Genomic DNA, 19,518 nt, shown 5'->3' on the forward strand with positions numbered 1-19,518 from the left:
CCACGGCATGCGGCGCCTTCGCATCCGCTGGGAACGCCGCGACGATATTCACGAGGCGTTCCTCGGCCTGGCTACCTGCGTGATCTGCTACCGACACGTCAAAACCCTCTGTTAGGAACTCTAAGCAGGCACATCCGCAGGTCGTCGAGGTCGAGGATTTCGTTCAAGCGCAGTTGCTTCGTCGGTCGCGCGCGGCTGGTGGATTCTCGGCCAGAAAGAAGCTGGTGCGGGGGTCGAAGCGGACCAAGCGGGTGTACCCGCTTCGAGGACGGGTGAAGTGTGGTTATTGCACTCGCCGGATGGAGGGCACGCCGCGCGGTCCGAGGACCTACTACCGCTGTGCGCTTCGGACGATGGTCCCCGGTTCGCCCGCGTTGAAGGGGCACCCGACGAACGTGTACCTGCCCGAGGCTGCGGCTATGGAGCACTTCAACAAGTGGATTGATCACCTCTTCGACCCGATGAACGTCGACAAAACGGTGTCGGCTCTCGTCGCGTCCCAAGAAAACGGCGAGACTGGCGCGTCCGACCATGCTGCGGCGAGGCAACGTCTCACCGATGCGGAAGCGAAGCTGCGCAGGTTCCAGGACGCCATTGCGGCGGGAATCGACCCGTCCGCCCTGGTCGAGGCGATGAACGAGGCGCAGGAGAAGCGCGCGGCTGCTCAAGCCGAGTTGAACGGGGCACCGAAACGCGTCGGGCGAAGCGCCGCCGAGATCCACGCCATGATTGATTCGCTCGGCGACGTGAAGAAGGTAATTAGACAGGCGGACCTCGCCGAGCTGCAAAGACTGTACGAGGCGCTGAACGTCGAGATCGTCTACAACGCAACGGGCCGGATGCTCGATGCGAGCATCCGGCCCGTTGGTAGGGATAAAGCTGGTGTCCGAGGGGGGACTTGAACCCCCACCCCCTTTCGGGGACTAGCACCTCAAGCTAGCGCGTCTGCCATTCCGCCACCCAGACTTACCGCTCAATCATAGAGGACACCAGAGCACCCCCTGCACGGGGGTCACCGTCGACGAAGACCCCCGGCGGCCGGACCGTCGAGGGCGTGGTGACGGGGCAGGGTCAAGGTGGGGAGCGCTGGGCGTGACCGCGCAGGTAGCCGCATGAGGTCATGCGGGAGCTCCGGCCGACCCCCCACACCACGTACAGCTGTACCAGCACGACTCATCCACCGATGACGAGATAGGTTGGGCCGGCAGCAGAGGAGGCCGGCCGGTGAAGGTGATCGTCGAGGCAGACGGCGGGTCGCGGGGCAATCCCGGGCCTGCCGGGTACGGGGCCGTCGTCCGCGACAAGCTCTCCGGCGAGACGCTGGCCGAGCGCAAGGGGTTCATCGGCGTCGCCACCAACAACGTCGCCGAGTACCAGGGGCTGATCGCGGGGCTCAGGGCGGCGCAGGAGCTCGGGGCCGAGACCGTTGACGTGCGGATGGACTCCAAGCTCGTCGTCGAGCAGATGTCCGGCCGGTGGAAGATCAAGCACCCTTCGATGCAGCCGCTGGCTCTCGAAGCGCAGCAGCTGGCTCGCACGTTCGGGCGGATCACGTACGAGTGGATTCCGCGTGAGCGCAACCGGCAGGCCGACCGGCTGGCCAACGAGGCCATGGACGGGAACGAGAAGCCGGATGCGAGCAAGGAAGGCGACAAGCAGCCGCACTGGAGTGGTGCCACGGGTGATCCGACGCGGTTGATCCTGCTGCGGCACGGGCAGACCAGGCTGTCGGTCGAGCGGCGGTACTCGGGGCGTGGGGATCACCCGCTGACGGAGCTCGGGCTGGAGCAGGCGGCCAAGGCTGCCGAGCGTCTGTCCAAAGTGGATGGTATTGCGGCGATCATCTCGTCGCCGTTGCAACGGGCCGTGCAAACCGCTCAGGCGCTCGGCCAGAGGACGGGTGTTGAGGTCGTCACGCACCAAGGGCTCATCGAGACGGACTTCGGCACCTGGGAGGGGCTGACGTTCGCCGAGGCGGCGCAGCAGGATCCGGAGATCCACCGGCGGTGGCTCGGCGACACCAGCGTCCAGCCGCCAGGCGGGGAGAGCTTCGACGAGGTCAACGCCAGGGTGCGCAAGGCGCGCAGCGAGATCATCGCGAAGTTCGGCGGCAAGACGCTCGTCCTGGTCAGCCATGTCACGCCGATCAAGACGGTGCTCCGCCAGGCGCTCGACGTCGGGCCGCAGTTCCTGTTCCGGATGCACCTCGACCTGACGGGTGTGTCGATCGCCGAGTTCTACCCCGACGGGCACGCGTCGGTGAAGCTCGTCAACGACACGTCACACCTCAGCTGACCTTCCGCAGGCGGGGCGTCAGGGCCAGTGTGAAACGACCGATCGCGGCCTTTAGCGCGGTGGCCGCTGCCGGTGAGCCCACGTTGCGGTCCAGCACGAACTCGCCGCGCACCACCTGGTCGGCGCCCTTGGCCGCGAGCAGCGGGTGCAGGGCGTAGTCCATCGCCACGAGGAAGCCCTGGCTGCCGCCCGTCGCGAGCGGCAGCACCGGGCGGCCTCGCAGCGCCTTCTTCGGCAGCAGGTCGAGCAACGCCTTCACCAGGCCGCTGTAGGCGGCGCGGTACACCGGTGATGCCACCACCACGCCGTCCGCGGACAGCACCGCGCTCACGGCGGCGGCGATCTGCGGGTCGCGGAGGTCCTCGGTGAGCAGGGACAACGTGGGCAACGAGCGCACGTGCAGCAAAGACACCCGGTGTTCTGCGGCCTCCAGCGCGGCGGACACCGAGGACACCACGACGCCGGTCGGAGCGGTGGGGGTCGGCGCGCCGGAGATGATCAGCAGATCGGACATGGCAAGCACTCCCTGAGGTCGCGGGTGAGAGAAAGCGCGCTCAGCGGAGGCAACACAGGCTGGCTGCCACGCGGCCGTAGTCGACGTGGCGACGTCGTGTCATGGGCTGAGTGAACCAACGTCCGGACCAGCGGACAACCGGTCTCAGCTCCTGGGATATCCTGGTGGGCGCGGATGAGTCGGCAGGGCGGCCGCGGCAGGAGACTGTCGAGGAAAGTCCGGACTCCACAGGGCAGGGTGGTTGTTAACGGCAACCAGGGGCGACCCTCGGGACAGTGCCACAGAAAGCAGACCGCCTCGGCGTGAGCCGGGGTAAGGGTGAAACGGTGGTGTAAGAGACCACCAGCGCCCCAGGTGACTGGGGCGGCTAGGTAAACCCCACCCGGAGCAAGGCCAAGAGGGCACGAAAGTGCCTGCGTGAGCGTTTGAGGGCGGCCCGTCCGATGCTCGCGGGTAGGCCGCTAGAGCCTGTCGGCAACGGCAGGCCCAGATGGATGGCCGCCAAGTGGGACGCGAGTCCCATGAACAGGATCCGGCTTACATGCCGGCTCATCCGCCCCTCATGATCGGCTCATGTCCGAGCAGGACGGCCTGGTGCGAGTCGCGCCGGCCGCGGCCACACCGGGACGGATGCACTGGAGCATCAAGCTCCTGGGCGACTTCCTCTGGCTGAACCTGCCGGAATGCCGCTGGAGAGACTCGACGTGCCCGAGTACCTCCCCGTCGCCGAACGGCTCGATCCCGCGCTGCACCAGGCGTTCAGGAACGAGATCCCGGCCTGAGGTCCACGTGGGACGGTGCCCCTGGCCGAAACCCGGGGCACCGTCGCACGATCAGAACGACGCGACGTTCAACAGCGGCTCGTGCGTGCTGTCCTTGTCGGTCGAGGTGTTCCAGTTGCTGGTCCCGGCGGAGCGCAGGGCCGTCTTCACGGTTGCCGGGGACGCGCTCGGGTGGGTCGCCTTGTACAGCGCGGCCGCACCCGCGACGTGCGGGCTGGCCATCGAGGTGCCCGAGATCGTGTTGTAGCCGCCGCCCTTCCAGGTCGACAGGATGCACACGCCCGGCGCGATGATGTCCACGTCGGCGCCGTAGTTGGAGAAGTCGGCGAAGGTGTCGTCGACGTCCGCGCGGCACGTCGACGCCGCGCCGCCGCCCGGCTGGCCGTTGAAGTCGGCCAGCGCGCTGACCGTGATGACTTCCTCGTAGGTGGCCGGGACGAACGTCGCCGAGTTCGCCGCGCTGTTGCCCGCGGCCACGACGTACGTCACGCCGGCGGACACGGAGCGGCAGATCGCCTCGTGCATCGCGTCCCGGTTGGAACCGCAGGCGCTGTCGCTGCCGGAGCCGCCGAGGCTCATGTTCGCGACCTCGATCTCGTCGGCGTGCGCGGTCACGTAGTCGATGCCGCAGATGATGGCCGAGAACGAGCCGCTGCCCTGGTTGTTGAGCACGCGGACCGGCCAGATGCGGGCACCGGGTGCGACGCCCACGACGCCGGCGCTGTTGTCGAGCGCTCCGATGGTGCCCGCCACGTGGGTGCCGTGGCCGTTGCCGTCGTCAGCGCTGCGGCCGGTGGAGCAGTTCTTCGCGCCCGCCGTGTTCACGTTGAGGTCCGGGTGGTCGAGGTCGACGCCCGTGTCGATCACGGCGACGTCCACGTTCACGCGTTCGTCGGTGCCGTTGATGCGAGCGGTCGGGCTCAGTTCGGCGTCGACGCGGTCGATGCCGGTCGGCACGGTCTGCGCGGCGATCGAGGCCACGCCGTCCGGCTGCACCAGCGCGACCCGCGAGTCACGGGCGAGGCGCGCGGCGGTGGCGGCGGTCATGCGCGCTGAGTAACCGCGAACAGCCGATTGGTAGAGGTTCTCGACGGTGATTCCCGCCAGGTTGGTCACGCTGGGCACACTCACGCCGTCTTTCAGCAGCACGATGTACCCACTGGTCTGGGCATCGGCAACGGCAGGAGCGGCAGGCACGGCGGCGGCGAGCAGGACGGCTGCGAACAGGGCTTTGACGGTGAGTCGTCGCATGTCTCTCCTCAAAGGGGCTTGAGCAGGGACCACGATGCTCGCACCCGAACGGACATATTCACTAGCCCGTTCGGGTGTAATCCGGAAGGGTTGCTCCTGTATTGATATGTCGTGCTGTCTCATCTGGAATGCGCCCGCTGCGGCCTGCACCACGACGCCGATCAGCAACAGAACCTCTGCCACTCCTGCTCCTCGCCGTTGCTGGCCCGCTACGACCTCACGAGGGTCGGCAGGCCCACCGGGGACAACAGCCTCTGGCGGTACCGCGACGTCCTGCCGGTCCGCGACCCCGACCCGGCGTTCAGCCTCGGCGAGGGCATGACCCCGCTCGTCCCGCTGCCCGCGCTGAGCCGCGCACTCGACGCCAAGATCCTCATGAAGGACGAGTCGCTCATCCCGACCGGCTCGTTCAAGGCCCGCGGCGCGGCCGTCGGCGTGGCCAGGGCCAAGGAACTGGGCGTCGAGGGCATCAAGATGCCGACCAACGGCAACGCCGGCGCCGCCTGGGCCCTGTACGCGGCCCGCGCTGGCCTCCGCAGCGTGATCGCCATGCCGGAGGACGCCCCGCTGATCACCCGCGAGGAGGTCGAGGCGAGCGGCGCCGAGCTCCGGATCGTGCCGGGCACCATCGCCGACGCCGCGCAGGCGATCAAAGACGTCGATCTCTTCGACGCCTCGACGCTCAAGGAGCCCTATCGCATCGAGGGCAAGAAGACGATGGGCTACGAGATCGTCGAACAGCTCGGCTGGCGCGTTCCCGACGTGATCGTCTACCCGACCGGCGGCGGGGTCGGCCTGATCGGCATTCACAAGGCGCTCAACGAGATGCGCGAACTCGGCTGGATCGACGGGCCCCTGCCGCGTCTCGTCGCAGTTCAGTCCACCGGCTGCGCGCCGATCGTCAGGGCCTTCGACGAGAGTGCGGACGAATCGGCGTTCTGGGACAACGCCTTCACGGCCGCGTTCGGCATCAACGTCCCGAAACCGTTGGGGGACTTCATCATCCTCCGCGCCATCAACGAAACCAATGGCACGGCAATAGCTGTGGACGATGGGCAGATCCTCGAAGACCGCGCGGAGTGCGCGCGACTCGAGGGCGTTTTCCTGTGCCCGGAAGGCGCTGCGACGATCAGCGCGGTCCGGGCCTTGCGCGGAAACGGCTGGCTCCAGGCGGGTGACGAGGTGGTCGTGCTGAACACCGGAGCAGGCATCAAGTACCCGGGTGTCCGCCTCTGACCGTGGTGCTGGCCCTGCCCAGCCTCCTGACCGAGGTCCCGCACACGAAGCCGAGCCATCCCGGCCGAAGTGAGCAGAACGGCCACCGCCGCGAGCCCGAGCAGGGTCGCGGCGGTGAGCTGTTCCCCGGTCAGCACGCGGGGCAGGGAGTGGAGTGGAACGGCGACACCAGGTTCGCCACGCCGTAGTCCATGCCCAGCGACGGCCCCACGATCTCGCCGAACATGTTGACCACCAGCCACACCACGAACGAGATCGCCACCGCCGCCCGTGGCACGAACCCCGCCGCCAGCATCGCCACGGCACCCACGACCAGCGCGGGCGGCACCTGCAGCAACGCCGCCGTCATGTGCCGCACCACGGTCAGCACCGCCATCAACGCGATCAGCGTGAACGCGATGTCGGCGATCTTCCACCTGATCAGGCCGGGCAGCGTCGGGGCGGTGAGCTGGCCGGTGAACGCGGTCAGCGCCGCATTGCCAGCCACGTCACGGGCGAAGGCGAGTGCGGCCTCAGGAGTGGGGAACAGACCGGTGTACTGGCGGGACACGCTCAGCGCCACGCCCGCGATCAACACGACCCAGGACGTCAGCACGACCCGGTCGCGGCGCAGCAGGAACCGTGACATGCAGCAGAAGCTGCACAGCTTTCACAAACCTGTGAACACTCAACGCTTGGCTGGTCGCCCGGAAGGCATCTTCAGCACGGGCCGGAACGGCTCGCCCGCGTTGTAGAGCTCCTCCAACTCGGTGACATAAGCCAGCACCGCCGGATTCACGATGTCGGCCAGCGAGCGCACCCCCGCCTGAGGTTCGTAGGACGCCAGATACGTCGCCGCCGCACGCGCGCGCTCGAGCACCGACCGGTCGAAGTTGATCGTCCGCTGGACCCGGCGCCGCGATTGCGGGCCCTCCCCGGTAGGCTGATCCACGCCTGGAGCACTAGGGGAGGCTGTGATTCCGTCCACACTTCCGTCCGGCACGAGGTCAGGTTCGAGCATGGGCGAATCTCCTCGGAGTCGTCGCTCCGGGCCGCACCCGCGGCGGGGTCGCGAACCGGCCGATCAGGGCATTCACATGGGTGTACGCGTGCGCATGTTTAGAACGCACGCACTGTGTGTGACCAGGGCGTTCGCAGTCGGGTGAACATTGCCAGCGACGGAGAGAATCCTGGTCCGGGTGTTCCCCACTGACGTCTCCTCAGTGATGATGTGTCGGCCAGATTAGACGTAATTCCTCCCAGGGGGAACGGCCAGATGATCTACAGCCCGCTCCAACAGCTTCACACGTCGTGACGAACTCGTGTTCTACTCGTAGCGCAAGCCCGAGCGCACTCTGGAGTACCTAATGACCGCCATGGACCTGGTGACACTCGCTCAGCAGCAGCCGCCGGTGCCGGGCACAGGCAATGTCCGCGACTGGATCCTGAACAACATCGTTCCGTTGCTCCTGCTCACCGTCGCGCTCCTGCTCCTCTGGCTGGGCGGTGGCAAAGGTGACAACGCGGGTGTCATGCGCCGCCTCGGCGGTGTGATCGTCGCGCTCGCCATCATCGGCCTCGCGGTCACGACCGACGCGGGATCGAACATCGGCAAGTGGCTCGCCGGCTTGTTCGTCGGAGGCTGACACGTGCGGGTCCGCACTGACGACGAGGTCTACCGGGTCGACGCCGTCTGGCTCGGCCCGCCCAAAGCGACTTTTCCCTGGCGCGCGCGGTACGTCGCGTGGGGCGTCGGGATCGTCGTTTTCCTCGCCGTACTCACGATCGAACGCCAGATGGGCATCGGGTTCGGGTTCTTCTCGACCGCGTGGGCCCTCGTGGCGACGATCATCCTCACACGCTTCATCACCCAGCGGATCAGCCATGAACGGCCGCTCACGGCCGTCATGTCGATGTGGGTCCGCGAGCTCACCGCACCTCGAGAGCGCACGGCAAGCACCGGCGGAGCGGCCAGCGCCGCCCGGATCCGGGTCAGCCCGCAGCGGCCTCGTCCCAAGTTGAGCAAGAAACAACGGGCGAGACAGCAGGCCCAGCACCGCCGGACGTCAGCCAGCCGTAAGAAGGAGGTTCGCGGTGTTCGGACGCCGGCGAGACCGTGACCGTCGCTCCGCCCAGCACATCGCCCAGCACGCCGCGGCCGACCCCCGCGAGCGCGCGCAGGTCTACTCCAAGCGCGGCCGCCGCCTGCCCGGCGAGCAGGCCGTCCCCAGCTACACCCCGTCGATCGCCGCCCGCAGCATCGACGGTCACCTGCTGCGCACCGGCCAGGAGGTCTACGCCTGGTACCGGCTCGCGCCGCAGCGCTGGTCGTTCCGCAGCGACTCGCAGCGCCAGGACCTGATCGCCGCGATCGCAGGCCAGTACGCCGAGCTGCAGGGCCGCTGGATGCACCTGCGGGTGACGACACGGCCGTACCCGATCCGCATGTGGGCCGAGGCGCACGTGCACAACGCCGTCAAGCGCCTGCCGGACACGCCCGGCACGCTGTCGTTCGACGACTACATGATCGGCGAGCAGCAGCAGCTCATGGGCCGCTCGATGGCGGAGAAAGAGGTCTACCTGGGCGTCCAGGTGCAGACCCGCAACATGATGGACCGCGCCGTCGAACGCGCCGCGCCCGTGCTGCGCAAGGTCTTCCCGGACGCCGTCGACGCCGAGCTGGTCGCGCTGGACTCCGAGGTCGAGCACCTCGACCAGGTCATCGGCTCCGCGGGTCTCGAAGGCCGTCCCGCGACGGCCGAGGAGATGTCCTGGCTGATGCACCGGTCGTGCTCGCTGGGCCTGCCCGCGCCGCGCAACCTGCCCGCCGTGCCGGGTGCCGCGTGGGAACCGGAGGACCTCGCGTCCTTCACCGACGCCGCGGACTTCCACCAGGAGCCGTACTCGCCGACGGTGACCGTGCGCGGCCGCACCGGCTCGAACGCGGGCATCAAGCGGCACGTCGCGGTGCTCACCGTCGGGCTCATGCACGGCCTGCAGATCCCCGAGGTCGACGACCCGTGGGTGCAGCGCGCGGACCGGCTCCCGGCCTCCGTCGAGTGGTCCGCCCGCATCTACGTGCGCAAGCCGGAGGAAGTCTCCGGCGAACTGTCGCGCCAGATGAGCAAGGTGCGCTCGCAGGTCCGCCACTACACCGACGAGCACGAGCTGGAGCCGCCGCAGTCGCTGGCCCGCCAGGCCGGTCGCGTGCTGGAGATCGACGACGAGATGACGTCGGGCTTCACCGCGCTGGGCACCCGGGTGCGCAGCTGGTGGCGGCTCGCGGTGAGCGGCCCGACCGAGCGCGAGGCGCTCCGGCTGGCCCAGCAGCTGCTGGAGCTGTACAAGCCCAAGATCGCGATCGAACACCCCGAGGCCCAGTACGCGATCGCCCGCGAGTTCATCCCCGGCGAACCGCTGTCCAACGGCGCGTACCTGCGCCGCGGTTCGGTGTTGTGGGCGGCCTCGGCCGTCCCCACGGCAACGGCCGAGGTCGGTGACCGCCGCGGCATCCTGCTCGGCGAGACCGTCACGGCCACCCGCCGGCCCGTCGCGTGGGACCCGTGGATGGCGCAGGAGCTCCGTGACGCCTCGGGTCTGACGGCGATGGTCGCGGGTCTGGGTGCCGGTAAGTCGTTCCTCGGTGGCGGCATCGTCTACAAGACGCTGCGCTCCGGCGCGCACTGGACGCTGCTCGACCCGTCCGGCCCGCTCGCGGCGCTGTGCGACCTGCCGGAGCTGCGGCCGTACGCGCGGCCGATCAACCTGCTCAACGCCCAGCCCGGCATCCTCAACCCGTACCGGGTGGTCGCCGAGCCGATGATCGAGCACTTCCTCGACGAGGACGACCCGGAACGGGCCTGGCGCCGCGAGAAGGCACTGGCCGCGGCGACCCGTCGTCGTCTGGTGCTGGACGTGCTGACGGGCCTGCTGCCCTACGAGGTCGCGCGTCTGCCCCAGACGCGCATCGTGCTGCTGCGCGCGGTCCGCACGGTCGGTGGCCGCTTCGACGCCCACCCCGGTCTCGTCTTCGAGGCGCTGCGACGGGACGCGTCCGAGCACCACGAGCACGCCGTCGTCGTCGCGGACTTCCTCGACGAGATGCGCGAGCGCATGTCGTTGCTCATCCCCGAGGAGAACCACGACCCGTACAGCGAGGTGCGCGACGACCGGCTCACCGTCCTCACCATGGCGGGACTGAACCTGCCCAAGGACGGCGTCGGCCGCGAGCACTGGACGGACGCGGAGTCGCTCGGTGTCGAGATGCTGAACCTCGCCGCGTGGCTCACCCAGCGTTCGATCTACGAGAAGCCGAAGGACCAGCGCAAGGGTGTCTGGATCGACGAGGCGTTCTTCCTCTCGGAGGTCCCGACCGGTCGGGTGCTGATGAACCGCTTCGCGCGTGACTCGCGCAAGTGGAACGTCCGTGTCCTGCTGTCGTCGCAGATCCCGGCCGACTTCCTGAAGATCCAGGGCTTCGTGGCACTGCTCGACTCGGTCTTCGTCGGCCGTCTCGACGACGACCAGGCGCAGGCGGACGCGCTGCGGCTGCTCAAGGTGCCGGTCGGCGCCGGGTACGAGCAGGTCGTCGCGTCGCTCGGCCGCCGCCCCGGTGGCGAGCGCACCGCGACCGAACGCGACCGCGCGCCGCGGCAGTTCATCTTCGGCGACGGTGCCGGTGGCGTGGAGCGGATCCGCATCGACTTCAGCGGCCCGCACCTCGAGCACCTGCGCAACGCGCTCGACACGACCCCGGACGCCAAGCGCGACAACGGCTCCGGCCAGCTCGCGAAGACGGACGACGACCACGCGGCTCCTCAGCCCGCCTACGTGCCCGACGAGATCGACGACGAACTGGCGGCGGACATGGAGCTCGGACTGACGGAGGAAGAGGCCCATCTGGTGGGCCACGGTGACGGCTCCAACCGCCACCGGGACGGCGCCGCATGACGGCGCTGACGATCGTGCTGGCGATCGCCGCCTTGCTCTGGGCGAGGCGGCGGTTCTCGGTACGCATGTCAGCTCGCACGAGGTCGGTCGGCCTCGTGGCAGCCATCCTGGCTCTCCAGGTGGTACTGGGTGCCCCAGCCGCGCACGCTCAATCCTGCAACGAGGCGCCGAATCCGGAGCGGCCGGGCGCGGGCATGGTCGGCGCGCTCGACCCGCCGGTCGGCAACGGCCTGCCGGGCTCGCCGTACCTCGACTACGGCTACGCGGGCATGGTGTGGCACTACTACCAGGCCAACTGCTCGATCGTGCCGAACGCCAACGCCACGCTCGACACGTGGGCGGGCAACGAGCTGTTCAGCATCGGCAAGAACATCGTCGGCGCCACGAACGCGTTGCACTACACGGTGATGGGCCGCGGCCTGCTGGTGCCGCTGGACGATGCCGTGAAGAACGGTGTGCAGAAGGTCTACGACAACGTCTACCTGCGCTGGTTCGGCCTGGTGGCGTTGATCCTGGCGATCCTGATGTTCCGCCAGATCTGGACCGGCGACTTCGCCACGATCTCCAAACGCGGGCTCTGGGCGTTGGCGGCCATGTGGCTGGCGACGTCCACCTTGGCCCTGCCGCAGTTCTACAACCTCCTCGACAACACGCTGGTCTCCAAGACATCGGAGATCCAGGCGGGGTTCATCGAGGCACCTGAGGAACAAGGCACACTCCACGTACTGCCCACGAAGCTGCACGACGCGGTCGTCTACCAGAGCTGGCTGCGCGGCGCGTTCGGCACGCCGGAGGCACCGCAGGCCACCGAGTACGGCCCGCGCATCCTCAAGGCCCAGGCGTGGACGACGGCGGAGATCGCCGAGCACAAGGACGCGGACCAGGCGGCTCTGCAGGCGAAGAAGAACGAGTGGATCGCGCTGGAGAAACAGCTCGGCACCGCGAAGGGCTACTTCGACGGCACGGACGGCAGCCGCACCGGCGCGGGTTTCCTGGCGCTGCTGCAGTCCATCGCGTTCTCGCTGTTCCAGCTGTTCGCGAAGGCCGCGGTGCTGCTCGCCCAGCTGCTGCTGCGCATCCTCACGCTCGCCGGACCGCTCATCGGTCTCGTCGCGCTGATCCACCACGACCTGCTGCGCAAGGTCGCGCGCGCGGCCGCCGTGACGGTGTTCAACGTGCTGGTGCTCGCGGTTCTCGCGGGCGTCCACGCGTTGCTGCTGCAGGCGATCTTCAACGCGACCGGGCTCTCGCTGCTGACGCGCACGTTGCTCGGCCTGATGCTGACGCTGGTGTGCTTCGTGATCGGCAAACCGTTGCGCCGCATGTGGCAGATGGTCGAGATGTCGGTCGGCTCCGCGAGCAACGTCCTGCCGATGAGCGGCGGCATCTGGTCGAAGATGATGGGCAAGAAGAAGCCCGGCCCGTCGCCGCAGGACGAGTTCTGGGAGTCCGTGCGCGAGAACGACACCGACGGCGAAGAGGTGCCGCAGCGCGGTCGCGGCCGTGTTCGCCCGGAGGCCTCCAGCCCGGTCATGGCGACGGCTCAGCGCCTCGACCGCGACGCCCAGCCCGGTCAGATCGTCAGCGGCGGGGACGGCTACGGCGTGCGTGCCGGTGCTCTGCCGGCGGGATCGGGTCCGGCGGCGTTGCCGGTCGCCCGGTCGCGCGTGGTCGACAGCCCGCCGGTCACCGACAGGCAGTGGGACCGGGTCGACGACGCGGTGCTCGTGCCGTCGCGGTCGAACGGCTACTCGGGCCCGGTGCAGGAACCTCGCAGGGCTGAGACGGAAGTGGTGGCAGGGCGTCAGGTGCACGTGATCTACCGACCGTCGCGCGGTTTCGAAGTCAGGGACAACTGAAGGGAGGCGTAGGTGCCGATCCGAACCAACCGCGGCCGTGCCGCGGTGTACCGCAGGCTCTGGGGATGGCCGCTGCGTTCCCCGCGTCACCTGGCCGCCTCGATCATCATCTTCGTGGTGGTGGTCGTCGCGCTGGGCGTGATCATCCCGAGGGTCCTGGACCGCAAGCCCGCGACGCCCACGGTCGCCGGCCAGTCGTCGTCGCAGCAGCCGAACCAGGTCGGGCAGCTGCCCTCCAGCGGCGCCTCGCTGCCGACCAAGGCGCCGGCACCGAGCAACTCCGCGAAGGCGGCGCCGCCTGCCGCCGACGCGCAGGTGACCGCGGAGCTGTGGGCCGAGACGTGGATCAAGCCGCCGCCCAACAACGACGTCAACCAGTGGCTCAAGGAGCTCGAGGAGTACACGACGCCCGAGTTCCTCGCGCAGATGGCCACCATCGACCCGAGGAACGTGCCGGACAAGCTCACCGACAAGGTCGTGGCGGTGAGCTCCACGACGTCGTCGGTCGACTTCGAGGTGCCCACGGATCTCGGCAAGGTGCGCATCACGCTGGTCAAGTCGCCCGGCGGCAAGTGGTTGGTGAACAGTTACACGAAGGCGGACTGACCCATGCGGCTCATGTTGCTGGTCGGGGCTCTCGTCGCGGTCGTGGTGATCGCGGTCGCGACGTCTGGCGTGACACAGGTGGTCAGCAACTCCACGAACCCGGCGGCCGTCGGCGGGCTCAAGCTGATGAGCTGCAACGCGGCCATCGGGCCGTGGGACGCGGGCGGCGGCGACAAGGGCCGTCATGACGCGTCGCGGCTCAACGAGGAACAGCGCAACATCGTCGCGCGCATCATCTCCATCGGCCAGGAGCGCAAGCTTCCGCCGCTCGCGTGGCAGATCGCCATCCAGGCGGGCATGACCGAGTCGGGCCTGCGCCCTCTGAACTACGGCGACCGCGACTCGCTCGGCATCTTCCAGATGCGCCCGTCGATGGGCTGGGGATCACCCGCCGAGGTGATCGACCCGACCTACGCGATCAACAAGTTCTACGACGTGCTGCTGAAGGTGCCGGACTGGGAGACCAAGCGGCCCGGCGACTCGGCGCAGGCGGTGGAGCGCTCGGCGTACCCCGACCGCTACCACAACTGGGAGGCCATGGCGGCCTTCCTGCTCGGTGAGCTCGGCCAGGTCACCGACCCGGCCGGCTGCGGCGCGGGCGCCGGTCAGTTCCTGCTGGCGTCGAACGCGGCGGGCGTGGCCATCCAGTTCACCAAGGAGCAGCTGGGCGAGCCGTACCTGTGGGGCGGCAACGGCCCGGACGCGTGGGACTGCTCCGGAATCCTGGTGAAGGCGTTCGCCGCGGCGGGCGTGAAGATCCCACGCGTGGCGAACGACCAGTACGAGAAGGGCGGCGCCCACCTTCCGGTGCGCGAAGCCCAGGCAGGCGACCTGATCTTCTGGGCGACTGACACGAACAACCCGCGAACTGTGCACCACGTGGGCATGTACCTCGGCGGAGACGAGTACATCCACGCGCCACAGACGGGTGACGTCGTGAAGATCAGCAAGATCAACTGGAACTATTACGAGTTGATGCCGCTGGCCGTCCGGCCGGGCGTGTAGATCGCGGGGAGGCGCTGCATGTTCAACCACGACCCCATCCCGAGGCCTTCCGGACCGCCCGCGTCGAGCACACCGGTGCGTGACTACATGGCTGCCGGTGGTCCAGGGATGTCGTCCGACTACGTCGTCGTCCCGCGCGCGCTGGCCGAGGCGATGCCGTTGCCCTGGCAGCAGCACATGACACACCTGCTCGCCGAGTTCCACCGCACCTACGGTCACCTGAACTGGCCGATCTACCGGGTGGTGCCGTCCCGCTACGAGAAGCTCGTGGACCTGGACGAGGACCAGCTGGCCGAGGTCGGCGCGATCATGGAGATCGACTCCGACGGTTCTCTCGTCTACCGGGACCGCTCCGGGCGTAAGATCGAGAACGCCGAGGACCGCACGGTGCTGGTGTCGTGTTTGGACCCGATCCCGTCGGAGTACGCCAACGCCAACCAGTCAACGCCGCCGCGGGGATTCCCGGCGCCTTTGGGAGGCGAACGCCGATGAGCGACAAGAGCGGTTGGTTCTACTGCCTGACCCACCAGACGGTCGAGCAGGGCAAGGGCTGCAAGGGCCCGGACCGCATGGGCCCCTACCCGGACGAGGCCACCGCGGCCCGCGCGCTGGAGATCGCCCGCGAACGCACCCGCGCGGCCGACGAGTCCGACAAGAAGTGGCGCGGCGACGACGAGGACTGAGGTCCTGATTCCCTAGGCTGTGCGGGTGGCTTCCATGGTGATCCGCACGGGCCGTGCGGACCTGTCCTTCGACGGCATCCGCACGGAGTTCGGGCTGCGGCCGGCGTTCCCCGCCGCAGTCCTTGCCGAGGCAGAGGCGGCGGTGTCCCGACCGGTGGGAGACCGCCCCGACCTCACCTCGATCCCGCTGGTGACGATCGACCCGCCCGGTGCCAAGGACCTGGACCAGGCGTTGTGCCTGGAACGGGCCTCCACGGGCTTTGTCGTGCACTACGCCATCGCGGATCTCGGCGCGTTCGTGACGCCCGGAGGGGCACTCGACAGCGAGGTCCGGCAGCGCGGCCAGACCATGTACCTGCCCGACGGCAACGTGCCGCTGCACCCGACCGTGCTGTCCGAGGGCGCGGCCTCTCTCCTGCCCGGCGTGGTGCGGCCCGCCGTGCTGTGGACGTTCACCTGTTCAGCTGAAGGTGTGCCGACTTCGGTCGAGGTGCGACGCGCGCTGGTGCGGTCGCAGGCGCAGTTCGACTACGCGTCGGTGCAGGAGACGTTCGACACCGGCAACCCGCACCCGTCCGTCGCGGCGCTGGCCGAGTTCGGTCCGTTGCGGCGGGCGCTGGCCCGTTCGCGCGGGGCGATCGAGCTGCAGCTGCCGGAGCAGGAGATCGAGTCCAACGGCTCCGCCTGGAAGCTGGTGACGCGGCCGCGGGCCCTCGTCGACTCGTGGAACGCCGAGATCTCGCTGATGACCGGGATGGCGGCGGCGTCGATCATGCTGGAGGCCAGGGTCGGGATCCTGCGCACGCTGCCGGATCCGGATGTCGCGGCTGTGGCGGCGCTGCGGAAGTCCGCGGCGGCTTTGCGGGTGCCGTGGCCCGCTGACGTGTCGCCGGGGGCGTTTCTGGCCGGGCTGGACGCTTCTCAGCCGGAGGCCTTGGCGCTGTTCACGGATGCCACGCGGTTGTTGCGCGGTGCGGGGTACTCGGCTTTCAACGGTGAGGTTCCCGAGGTTGTGACGCACGCAGGCGTTGCGGCGCCGTACACACACGTCACCGCGCCTCTTCGTCGGCTGGTGGACCGGTTCGCCACGGAGGTTTGCCTGGCGGTGACGGCGGGGGAGGAGCTGCCTTCGTGGCTGGCGGAGGCGTTGCCGCAGCTGCCGTCGTTGATGGGGGCGTCGGACTCGCTGGCCGCGAAGGTGGAGCGGGCGTCGCTGGACCAGGTCGAGGCCTGGGTGCTGGCCGGACGGGTGGGGCAGGAGTTCGAGGCCGTGGTGATGCGGGCGGGGGAGCAGGAGGCCGAGATCTTCGTGGCCGCGCCGCCGGTGCTGGCCAAGTGCGCTGGGAAGCGGCTGCCCGAGGGGGAGCGGATTCGGGTGCGGCTGGCTGAGGCGGATCCTGTTGAGCGGCGCGTGAGGTTCGAGCGCGCTTGAGTGCGCCCGGCACCACATCCGAGCGCAACGTCACGTTGCCCAGCCCGTCCTCGGCCGCCCGTGTGAAGATGCACGGGTGACAGAGATTCGTGACCTCACCGTTGGCGTCCTGGGGGGCACCGGAGCCCAGGGCAAGGGCCTCGCGATCCGCTGGGCCAAGGCGGGCCTCAAGGTGATCATCGGTTCCCGCAGCGCCGAGCGGGCCGAGCTGGCGGCCAAGGAGATCGTCGAGGTCGCCGGCGGCGACGTGCGGGGTGCGGACAACTCCGACTGCGCGGCCGACTCGGACATCGTGCTGGTCGCCGTTCCGTGGGACGGTCACGGTGACCTGCTCCAGAGCCTGCGCGACCAGCTCGCCGGGAAGATCGTCATCGACTGCGTGAACCCGCTCGGCTTCGACAAGCAGGGGCCGTTCGCCCTTCCCGTCACCGAGGGCAGTGCCGCCCAGCAGGCCGAGTTGCTGCTGCCGGAGTCGCGCGTCACCGCCGCTTTCCACCACGTGTCCGCCGTGCTGCTGGCCGACCTCTCCGTGTCCGAAGTGGACATGGACGTGCTCGTGCTGGGCGACGACCGCGACGCCACGGACACCGTGCGCGAGCTGGCCGAGCTGGTGCCTGGCTTCCGCGGCGTCTACGGCGGCCGGCTGCGCAACGCTCATCAGGTCGAGGCGTTCACCGCGAACCTCATCGCGATCAACCGCCGTTACAAGACCCACGCCGGTCTGAAGATCACGGGAGTCTGATGCTGCCCGTCGACGACCTCGGTGAGCCGGTGGTGCTCGACCAGCCGGCCCGCGTGGTCAGCCTGGTCCCCTCCATCACCGAGGCCGTCGCGGTCAGCGTTCCGTCCGCTCTCATCGGCGCGACGGACTACTGCACCCATCCATCCACTTTGGATGTTTCACGCGTCGGCGGCTCCAAGTACCCGGACGTCGACAAGGTCATGGCGCTGAACCCAGACCTCGTCATCGCGAACTCGGAGGAGAACCGCGCCGAGGACGTCGATCGGTTGCGCGCCAACGGCATCCAGGTCTGGGTGACGGAGGCTCCGAAAACCGTCCCCATGGCCCTGAAGTCGCTGCGGCGGTTCTTCGGCACCGCGTGGGACCTCGAACCGGACTGGCTGCGGCAGGCCGAGAACCTGTGGCGGGAGACGAAACCGGCGAGGCTCACCGCGGTGATCCCCGTCTGGCGCCGCCCCTGGGTGGTCGTCGGCCGCGATACTTTCGCCACCGACGTGTTGCGGCGCTTGGGGATCGAGAACGTCTACGCCTCGGACGACGAGCGCTACCCGCGGCCGAGCCTGCAGGAGCTGAACGACCGGCGCCCTGACCTGGTGATCCTGCCCGACGAGCCGTACGTGTTCACCCACGAAGACGGCCCGGAAAGCTTTCCCGGTCTGCCGTACGTGCTGGTCAACGGCCGACACCTGACCTGGTACGGCCCTTCCCTCGTCGAGGCGCGGGAAAGCCTCGAACGGGCCCTCGACTACGGCCAGGGTTGACAACCGTAGGTGGATTCGCGGCACTCGTTGCGCTGACAAGATCTTCGCCATGGGGAAACCAGCCGCGATCATCGCGACCGCCGCAGCCGTCACGACTCTCACCGCCGTCCCGGCCCAGGCCGAGCCGATGGTCCAGTACCAGCTCGCCGGCAGCAACCGCTGCCTCGCCGACAGCGGCACCGACATCGTGCTGAGGGCCTGCAACGAGACAGTCATCAACCAGATCTGGATCGTCCCGAACACCGACGCGGACGTGCCGCACAACAGGGCCACCGGCAACTGCCTGACCGCCACCACCTCGGGGAACGTCCTGGGCCAGGACTGCGGCACCGGCAACCAGCGCTGGCGCCGCGAACCTGTCACCAGCACGTCCTTCCGGTTCCGCAACATCGCCACCGGCAAGTGCCTGACCGCTCAGGTCACGGTTGCCGCGTGCACGACGTCGAGCGCGAAGTGGAACGGTCTGCGCTAGTCGCGGAACCGGTCCGTGGCCGCCAGCAAGGCGGACAGGATGCCGGGCTCGTCGTAGGCGTGCCCGGCGTCCGGCACCAGCACCAGTTCCGATCCCGGCCAGGCCTTGTGCAGGTCCCAGGCCGACACCGCGGGCGTCGCGATGTCGTAGCGCCCCTGCACGATCACGCCGGGAATGTCCCTCAGCCGCCCGGCATCCCGGATCAGCTGCCCCTCCTCGAACCACCCGTTGTTCACGAAGTAGTGGTTCTCGATCCGCGCGAACGCCAGCGCGTACGAGGGCACCGCGAAGTCCGCCACCAGTTCGGGCCGCGGCAGCAACGTCACCGTCGCGCCCTCCCAGGTGCTCCACGCGACGGCGGCCGGGCCGTGCACCTCGGGATCCGGGTCGGCCAGCAGCTTCGCGTACAGCTCGACGGGATCGCCGTCGAGTCCGGAGATCGGCTCCATGAACTTCTCCCACAGATCAGGGAAGAGGTTCGCCGCCCCACCGCGGTAGTACCAGTCCACTTCGGACGAACGCAGCGTGAAGATGCCGCGCAGCACCAGTTCGGTGACCCGCGAGGGGTGCTTCTCGGCGTACGCCAGCGCCAGCGTCGAACCCCAGGACCCGCCGAACACCTGCCACCGCGAGATGCCGAGCGACTCCCGCAGCAGTTCCATGTCGGCGACGAGGTGCCAGGTCGTGTTCAACGACAGATCGCCCGACTCGGAGGCGTGTGGCAACGAGCGCCCGCACCCGCGCTGGTCGAACAGGACGATCCGGTAGGCGGACGGGTCGAACAGGCGGCGGTGCGACGGTGAGCACCCGCCACCGGGGCCGCCGTGCAGGAAGACGACGGGCTTGCCGGACGGGTTGCCGCACTCCTCCCAGTACACGAGGTTGCCGTCACCGGTGTCCAGGCGACCTGACGCGTGGGGCTCGATCTCCGGGTACATGGGCCTATCGTCG

General features: G+C 68.9%; 20 protein-coding genes, 1 tRNA gene, 1 other RNA gene and 2 pseudogenes. 18 read left to right on the plus strand and 6 right to left on the minus strand.

Going from position 1 to position 19,518, the window contains the following annotated elements; all coding sequences use genetic code 11:
• From ABFX45_RS42370 to ABFX45_RS42375, 3 genes and pseudogenes are all read left to right on the plus strand, one after another.
• Positions 1 to 115, plus strand: a pseudogene (locus ABFX45_RS42370) (IS5/IS1182 family transposase); the annotation flags it as partial.
• Positions 116 to 251: 136 nt separating this feature from the next.
• A pseudogene (locus ABFX45_RS46695) lies at positions 252 to 341 on the plus strand (recombinase zinc beta ribbon domain-containing protein); the annotation flags it as partial.
• A gap of 78 nt (positions 342 to 419) precedes the next feature.
• Positions 420 to 902, plus strand: a complete 483-nt coding sequence (locus ABFX45_RS42375) for a hypothetical protein (RefSeq protein WP_346136668.1) — start codon at positions 420 to 422, stop codon at positions 900 to 902.
• Here ABFX45_RS42375 and ABFX45_RS42380 read toward each other — a convergent pair.
• Positions 881 to 966: transfer RNA gene (locus tag ABFX45_RS42380), tRNA-Leu, on the minus strand. The genes ABFX45_RS42375 and ABFX45_RS42380 overlap by 22 nt on opposite strands.
• A gap of 264 nt (positions 967 to 1,230) precedes the next feature.
• On the opposite strand from ABFX45_RS42380, the gene ABFX45_RS42385 reads away from it, so the two are divergent.
• Entirely contained in the window at positions 1,231 to 2,295 is a 1,065-nt protein-coding gene (locus ABFX45_RS42385; RefSeq protein WP_346136693.1) for a bifunctional RNase H/acid phosphatase, read from the plus strand.
• Here the strand turns inward: ABFX45_RS42385 and ABFX45_RS42390 are convergent.
• On the minus strand, positions 2,288 to 2,809 hold the full coding sequence (locus ABFX45_RS42390; RefSeq protein ID WP_346136670.1) for an NAD(P)H-dependent oxidoreductase: 522 nt from the start codon (positions 2,807 to 2,809) through the stop codon (positions 2,288 to 2,290). The two genes, ABFX45_RS42385 and ABFX45_RS42390, sit on opposite strands and share 8 nt — an antisense overlap.
• 175 nt (positions 2,810 to 2,984) lie before the next feature.
• Between ABFX45_RS42390 and rnpB the strand changes: the two genes are divergently transcribed.
• Positions 2,985 to 3,365, plus strand: an RNA gene (gene rnpB / locus ABFX45_RS42395) — RNase P RNA component class A.
• 277 nt (positions 3,366 to 3,642) lie between these two features.
• Here the strand turns inward: rnpB and ABFX45_RS42400 are convergent.
• The gene (locus ABFX45_RS42400) at positions 3,643 to 4,842 is read right to left on the minus strand and encodes a S8 family serine peptidase (RefSeq protein ID WP_109632712.1); all 1,200 of its coding nucleotides are present in this window, start codon (positions 4,840 to 4,842) and stop codon (positions 3,643 to 3,645) included.
• Between the two features lie 111 nt (positions 4,843 to 4,953).
• On the opposite strand from ABFX45_RS42400, the gene ABFX45_RS42405 reads away from it, so the two are divergent.
• Entirely contained in the window at positions 4,954 to 6,078 is a 1,125-nt protein-coding gene (locus tag ABFX45_RS42405; protein WP_346136673.1) for a threonine synthase, read from the plus strand.
• 130 nt (positions 6,079 to 6,208) lie between these two features.
• Here the strand turns inward: ABFX45_RS42405 and ABFX45_RS42410 are convergent, their stop codons facing one another.
• Both ABFX45_RS42410 and ABFX45_RS42415 read right to left on the minus strand, forming a co-directional pair.
• Entirely contained in the window at positions 6,209 to 6,706 is a 498-nt protein-coding gene (locus tag ABFX45_RS42410; protein ID WP_346136675.1) for a hypothetical protein, read from the minus strand.
• 39 nt (positions 6,707 to 6,745) lie between these two features.
• Positions 6,746 to 7,009: a hypothetical protein gene (locus ABFX45_RS42415; RefSeq protein WP_346136677.1), complete on the minus strand. Its 264-nt coding sequence runs from the start codon at positions 7,007 to 7,009 to the stop codon at positions 6,746 to 6,748.
• 415 nt (positions 7,010 to 7,424) lie between these two features.
• Here ABFX45_RS42415 and ABFX45_RS42420 point away from each other — a divergent pair, with 415 nt between their 5' ends.
• The 12 genes from ABFX45_RS42420 (at position 7,425) to ABFX45_RS42475 (ending at position 18,567) form a co-directional block, all read left to right on the plus strand.
• Positions 7,425 to 7,703 (plus strand): hypothetical protein, encoded by a 279-nt coding sequence (locus tag ABFX45_RS42420; protein WP_170154763.1) that lies wholly within the window; start codon positions 7,425 to 7,427, stop codon positions 7,701 to 7,703.
• A 3-nt stretch (positions 7,704 to 7,706) separates the two neighbouring features.
• On the plus strand, positions 7,707 to 8,177 hold the full coding sequence (locus ABFX45_RS42425; protein WP_109632721.1) for a hypothetical protein: 471 nt from the start codon (positions 7,707 to 7,709) through the stop codon (positions 8,175 to 8,177).
• Positions 8,152 to 11,007, plus strand: a complete 2,856-nt coding sequence (locus ABFX45_RS42430) for an ATP-binding protein (protein ID WP_211337168.1) — start codon at positions 8,152 to 8,154, stop codon at positions 11,005 to 11,007. The genes ABFX45_RS42425 and ABFX45_RS42430 overlap by 26 nt, the downstream gene beginning before the upstream one ends.
• Entirely contained in the window at positions 11,004 to 12,866 is a 1,863-nt protein-coding gene (locus tag ABFX45_RS42435; RefSeq protein ID WP_112232388.1) for a hypothetical protein, read from the plus strand. Before ABFX45_RS42430 ends, ABFX45_RS42435 begins: the two co-directional genes overlap by 4 nt.
• A gap of 12 nt (positions 12,867 to 12,878) precedes the next feature.
• Entirely contained in the window at positions 12,879 to 13,472 is a 594-nt protein-coding gene (locus tag ABFX45_RS42440) for a hypothetical protein (RefSeq protein WP_109632725.1), read from the plus strand.
• Positions 13,473 to 13,475: 3 nt separating this feature from the next.
• Positions 13,476 to 14,477, plus strand: coding sequence for a C40 family peptidase (locus ABFX45_RS42445; protein ID WP_112232390.1), 1,002 nt, complete (start codon positions 13,476 to 13,478; stop codon positions 14,475 to 14,477).
• Between the two features lie 18 nt (positions 14,478 to 14,495).
• Positions 14,496 to 14,969 (plus strand): hypothetical protein, encoded by a 474-nt coding sequence (locus ABFX45_RS42450; protein WP_109632729.1) that lies wholly within the window; start codon positions 14,496 to 14,498, stop codon positions 14,967 to 14,969.
• Entirely contained in the window at positions 14,966 to 15,160 is a 195-nt protein-coding gene (locus tag ABFX45_RS42455; protein ID WP_109632731.1) for a hypothetical protein, read from the plus strand. Before ABFX45_RS42450 ends, ABFX45_RS42455 begins: the two co-directional genes overlap by 4 nt.
• A 34-nt stretch (positions 15,161 to 15,194) precedes the next feature.
• Positions 15,195 to 16,592, plus strand: a complete 1,398-nt coding sequence (locus ABFX45_RS42460) for an RNB domain-containing ribonuclease (protein ID WP_346136695.1) — start codon at positions 15,195 to 15,197, stop codon at positions 16,590 to 16,592.
• Between the two features lie 76 nt (positions 16,593 to 16,668).
• The gene (gene npdG / locus ABFX45_RS42465; RefSeq protein WP_346136681.1) at positions 16,669 to 17,334 is read left to right on the plus strand and encodes an NADPH-dependent F420 reductase; all 666 of its coding nucleotides are present in this window, start codon (positions 16,669 to 16,671) and stop codon (positions 17,332 to 17,334) included.
• On the plus strand, positions 17,334 to 18,095 hold the full coding sequence (locus ABFX45_RS42470; protein ID WP_109632735.1) for a helical backbone metal receptor: 762 nt from the start codon (positions 17,334 to 17,336) through the stop codon (positions 18,093 to 18,095). Before npdG ends, ABFX45_RS42470 begins: the two co-directional genes overlap by 1 nt.
• Positions 18,096 to 18,144: 49 nt before the next feature.
• Complete coding sequence (locus tag ABFX45_RS42475) at positions 18,145 to 18,567, plus strand: ricin-type beta-trefoil lectin domain protein (RefSeq protein ID WP_109632737.1); 423 nt, start codon at positions 18,145 to 18,147, stop codon at positions 18,565 to 18,567.
• Here ABFX45_RS42475 and pip read toward each other — a convergent pair.
• Positions 18,564 to 19,505, minus strand: coding sequence for a prolyl aminopeptidase (pip, locus tag ABFX45_RS42480; protein WP_346136684.1), 942 nt, complete (start codon positions 19,503 to 19,505; stop codon positions 18,564 to 18,566). The genes ABFX45_RS42475 and pip overlap by 4 nt on opposite strands.
• Positions 19,506 to 19,518 lie beyond the last annotated feature (13 nt).

Source organism: Lentzea roselyniae (assembly GCF_039537795.1).
Taxonomy (GTDB): domain Bacteria; phylum Actinomycetota; class Actinomycetes; order Mycobacteriales; family Pseudonocardiaceae; genus Lentzea; species Lentzea atacamensis.

Coding starts and splice junctions, on each gene's coding strand:
- ABFX45_RS42420 (WP_170154763.1), top strand. CDS start 7,425: ATGACCGCCATGGACCTGGTGACACTCGCTCAGCAGCAGCCGCCGGTG.
- ABFX45_RS42475 (WP_109632737.1), top strand. CDS start 18,145: ATGGGGAAACCAGCCGCGATCATCGCGACCGCCGCAGCCGTCACGACT.
- ABFX45_RS42435 (WP_112232388.1), top strand. CDS start 11,004: ATGACGGCGCTGACGATCGTGCTGGCGATCGCCGCCTTGCTCTGGGCG.
- ABFX45_RS42445 (WP_112232390.1), top strand. CDS start 13,476: ATGCGGCTCATGTTGCTGGTCGGGGCTCTCGTCGCGGTCGTGGTGATC.
- ABFX45_RS42400 (WP_109632712.1), bottom strand. CDS start 4,842: ATGCGACGACTCACCGTCAAAGCCCTGTTCGCAGCCGTCCTGCTCGCC.
- ABFX45_RS42450 (WP_109632729.1), top strand. CDS start 14,496: ATGTTCAACCACGACCCCATCCCGAGGCCTTCCGGACCGCCCGCGTCG.
- ABFX45_RS42390 (WP_346136670.1), bottom strand. CDS start 2,809: ATGTCCGATCTGCTGATCATCTCCGGCGCGCCGACCCCCACCGCTCCG.
- pip (WP_346136684.1), bottom strand. CDS start 19,505: ATGTACCCGGAGATCGAGCCCCACGCGTCAGGTCGCCTGGACACCGGT.
- ABFX45_RS42455 (WP_109632731.1), top strand. CDS start 14,966: ATGAGCGACAAGAGCGGTTGGTTCTACTGCCTGACCCACCAGACGGTC.
- ABFX45_RS42470 (WP_109632735.1), top strand. CDS start 17,334: ATGCTGCCCGTCGACGACCTCGGTGAGCCGGTGGTGCTCGACCAGCCG.
- ABFX45_RS42460 (WP_346136695.1), top strand. CDS start 15,195: ATGGTGATCCGCACGGGCCGTGCGGACCTGTCCTTCGACGGCATCCGC.
- ABFX45_RS42375 (WP_346136668.1), top strand. CDS start 420: ATGGAGCACTTCAACAAGTGGATTGATCACCTCTTCGACCCGATGAAC.
- ABFX45_RS42410 (WP_346136675.1), bottom strand. CDS start 6,706: ATGTCACGGTTCCTGCTGCGCCGCGACCGGGTCGTGCTGACGTCCTGG.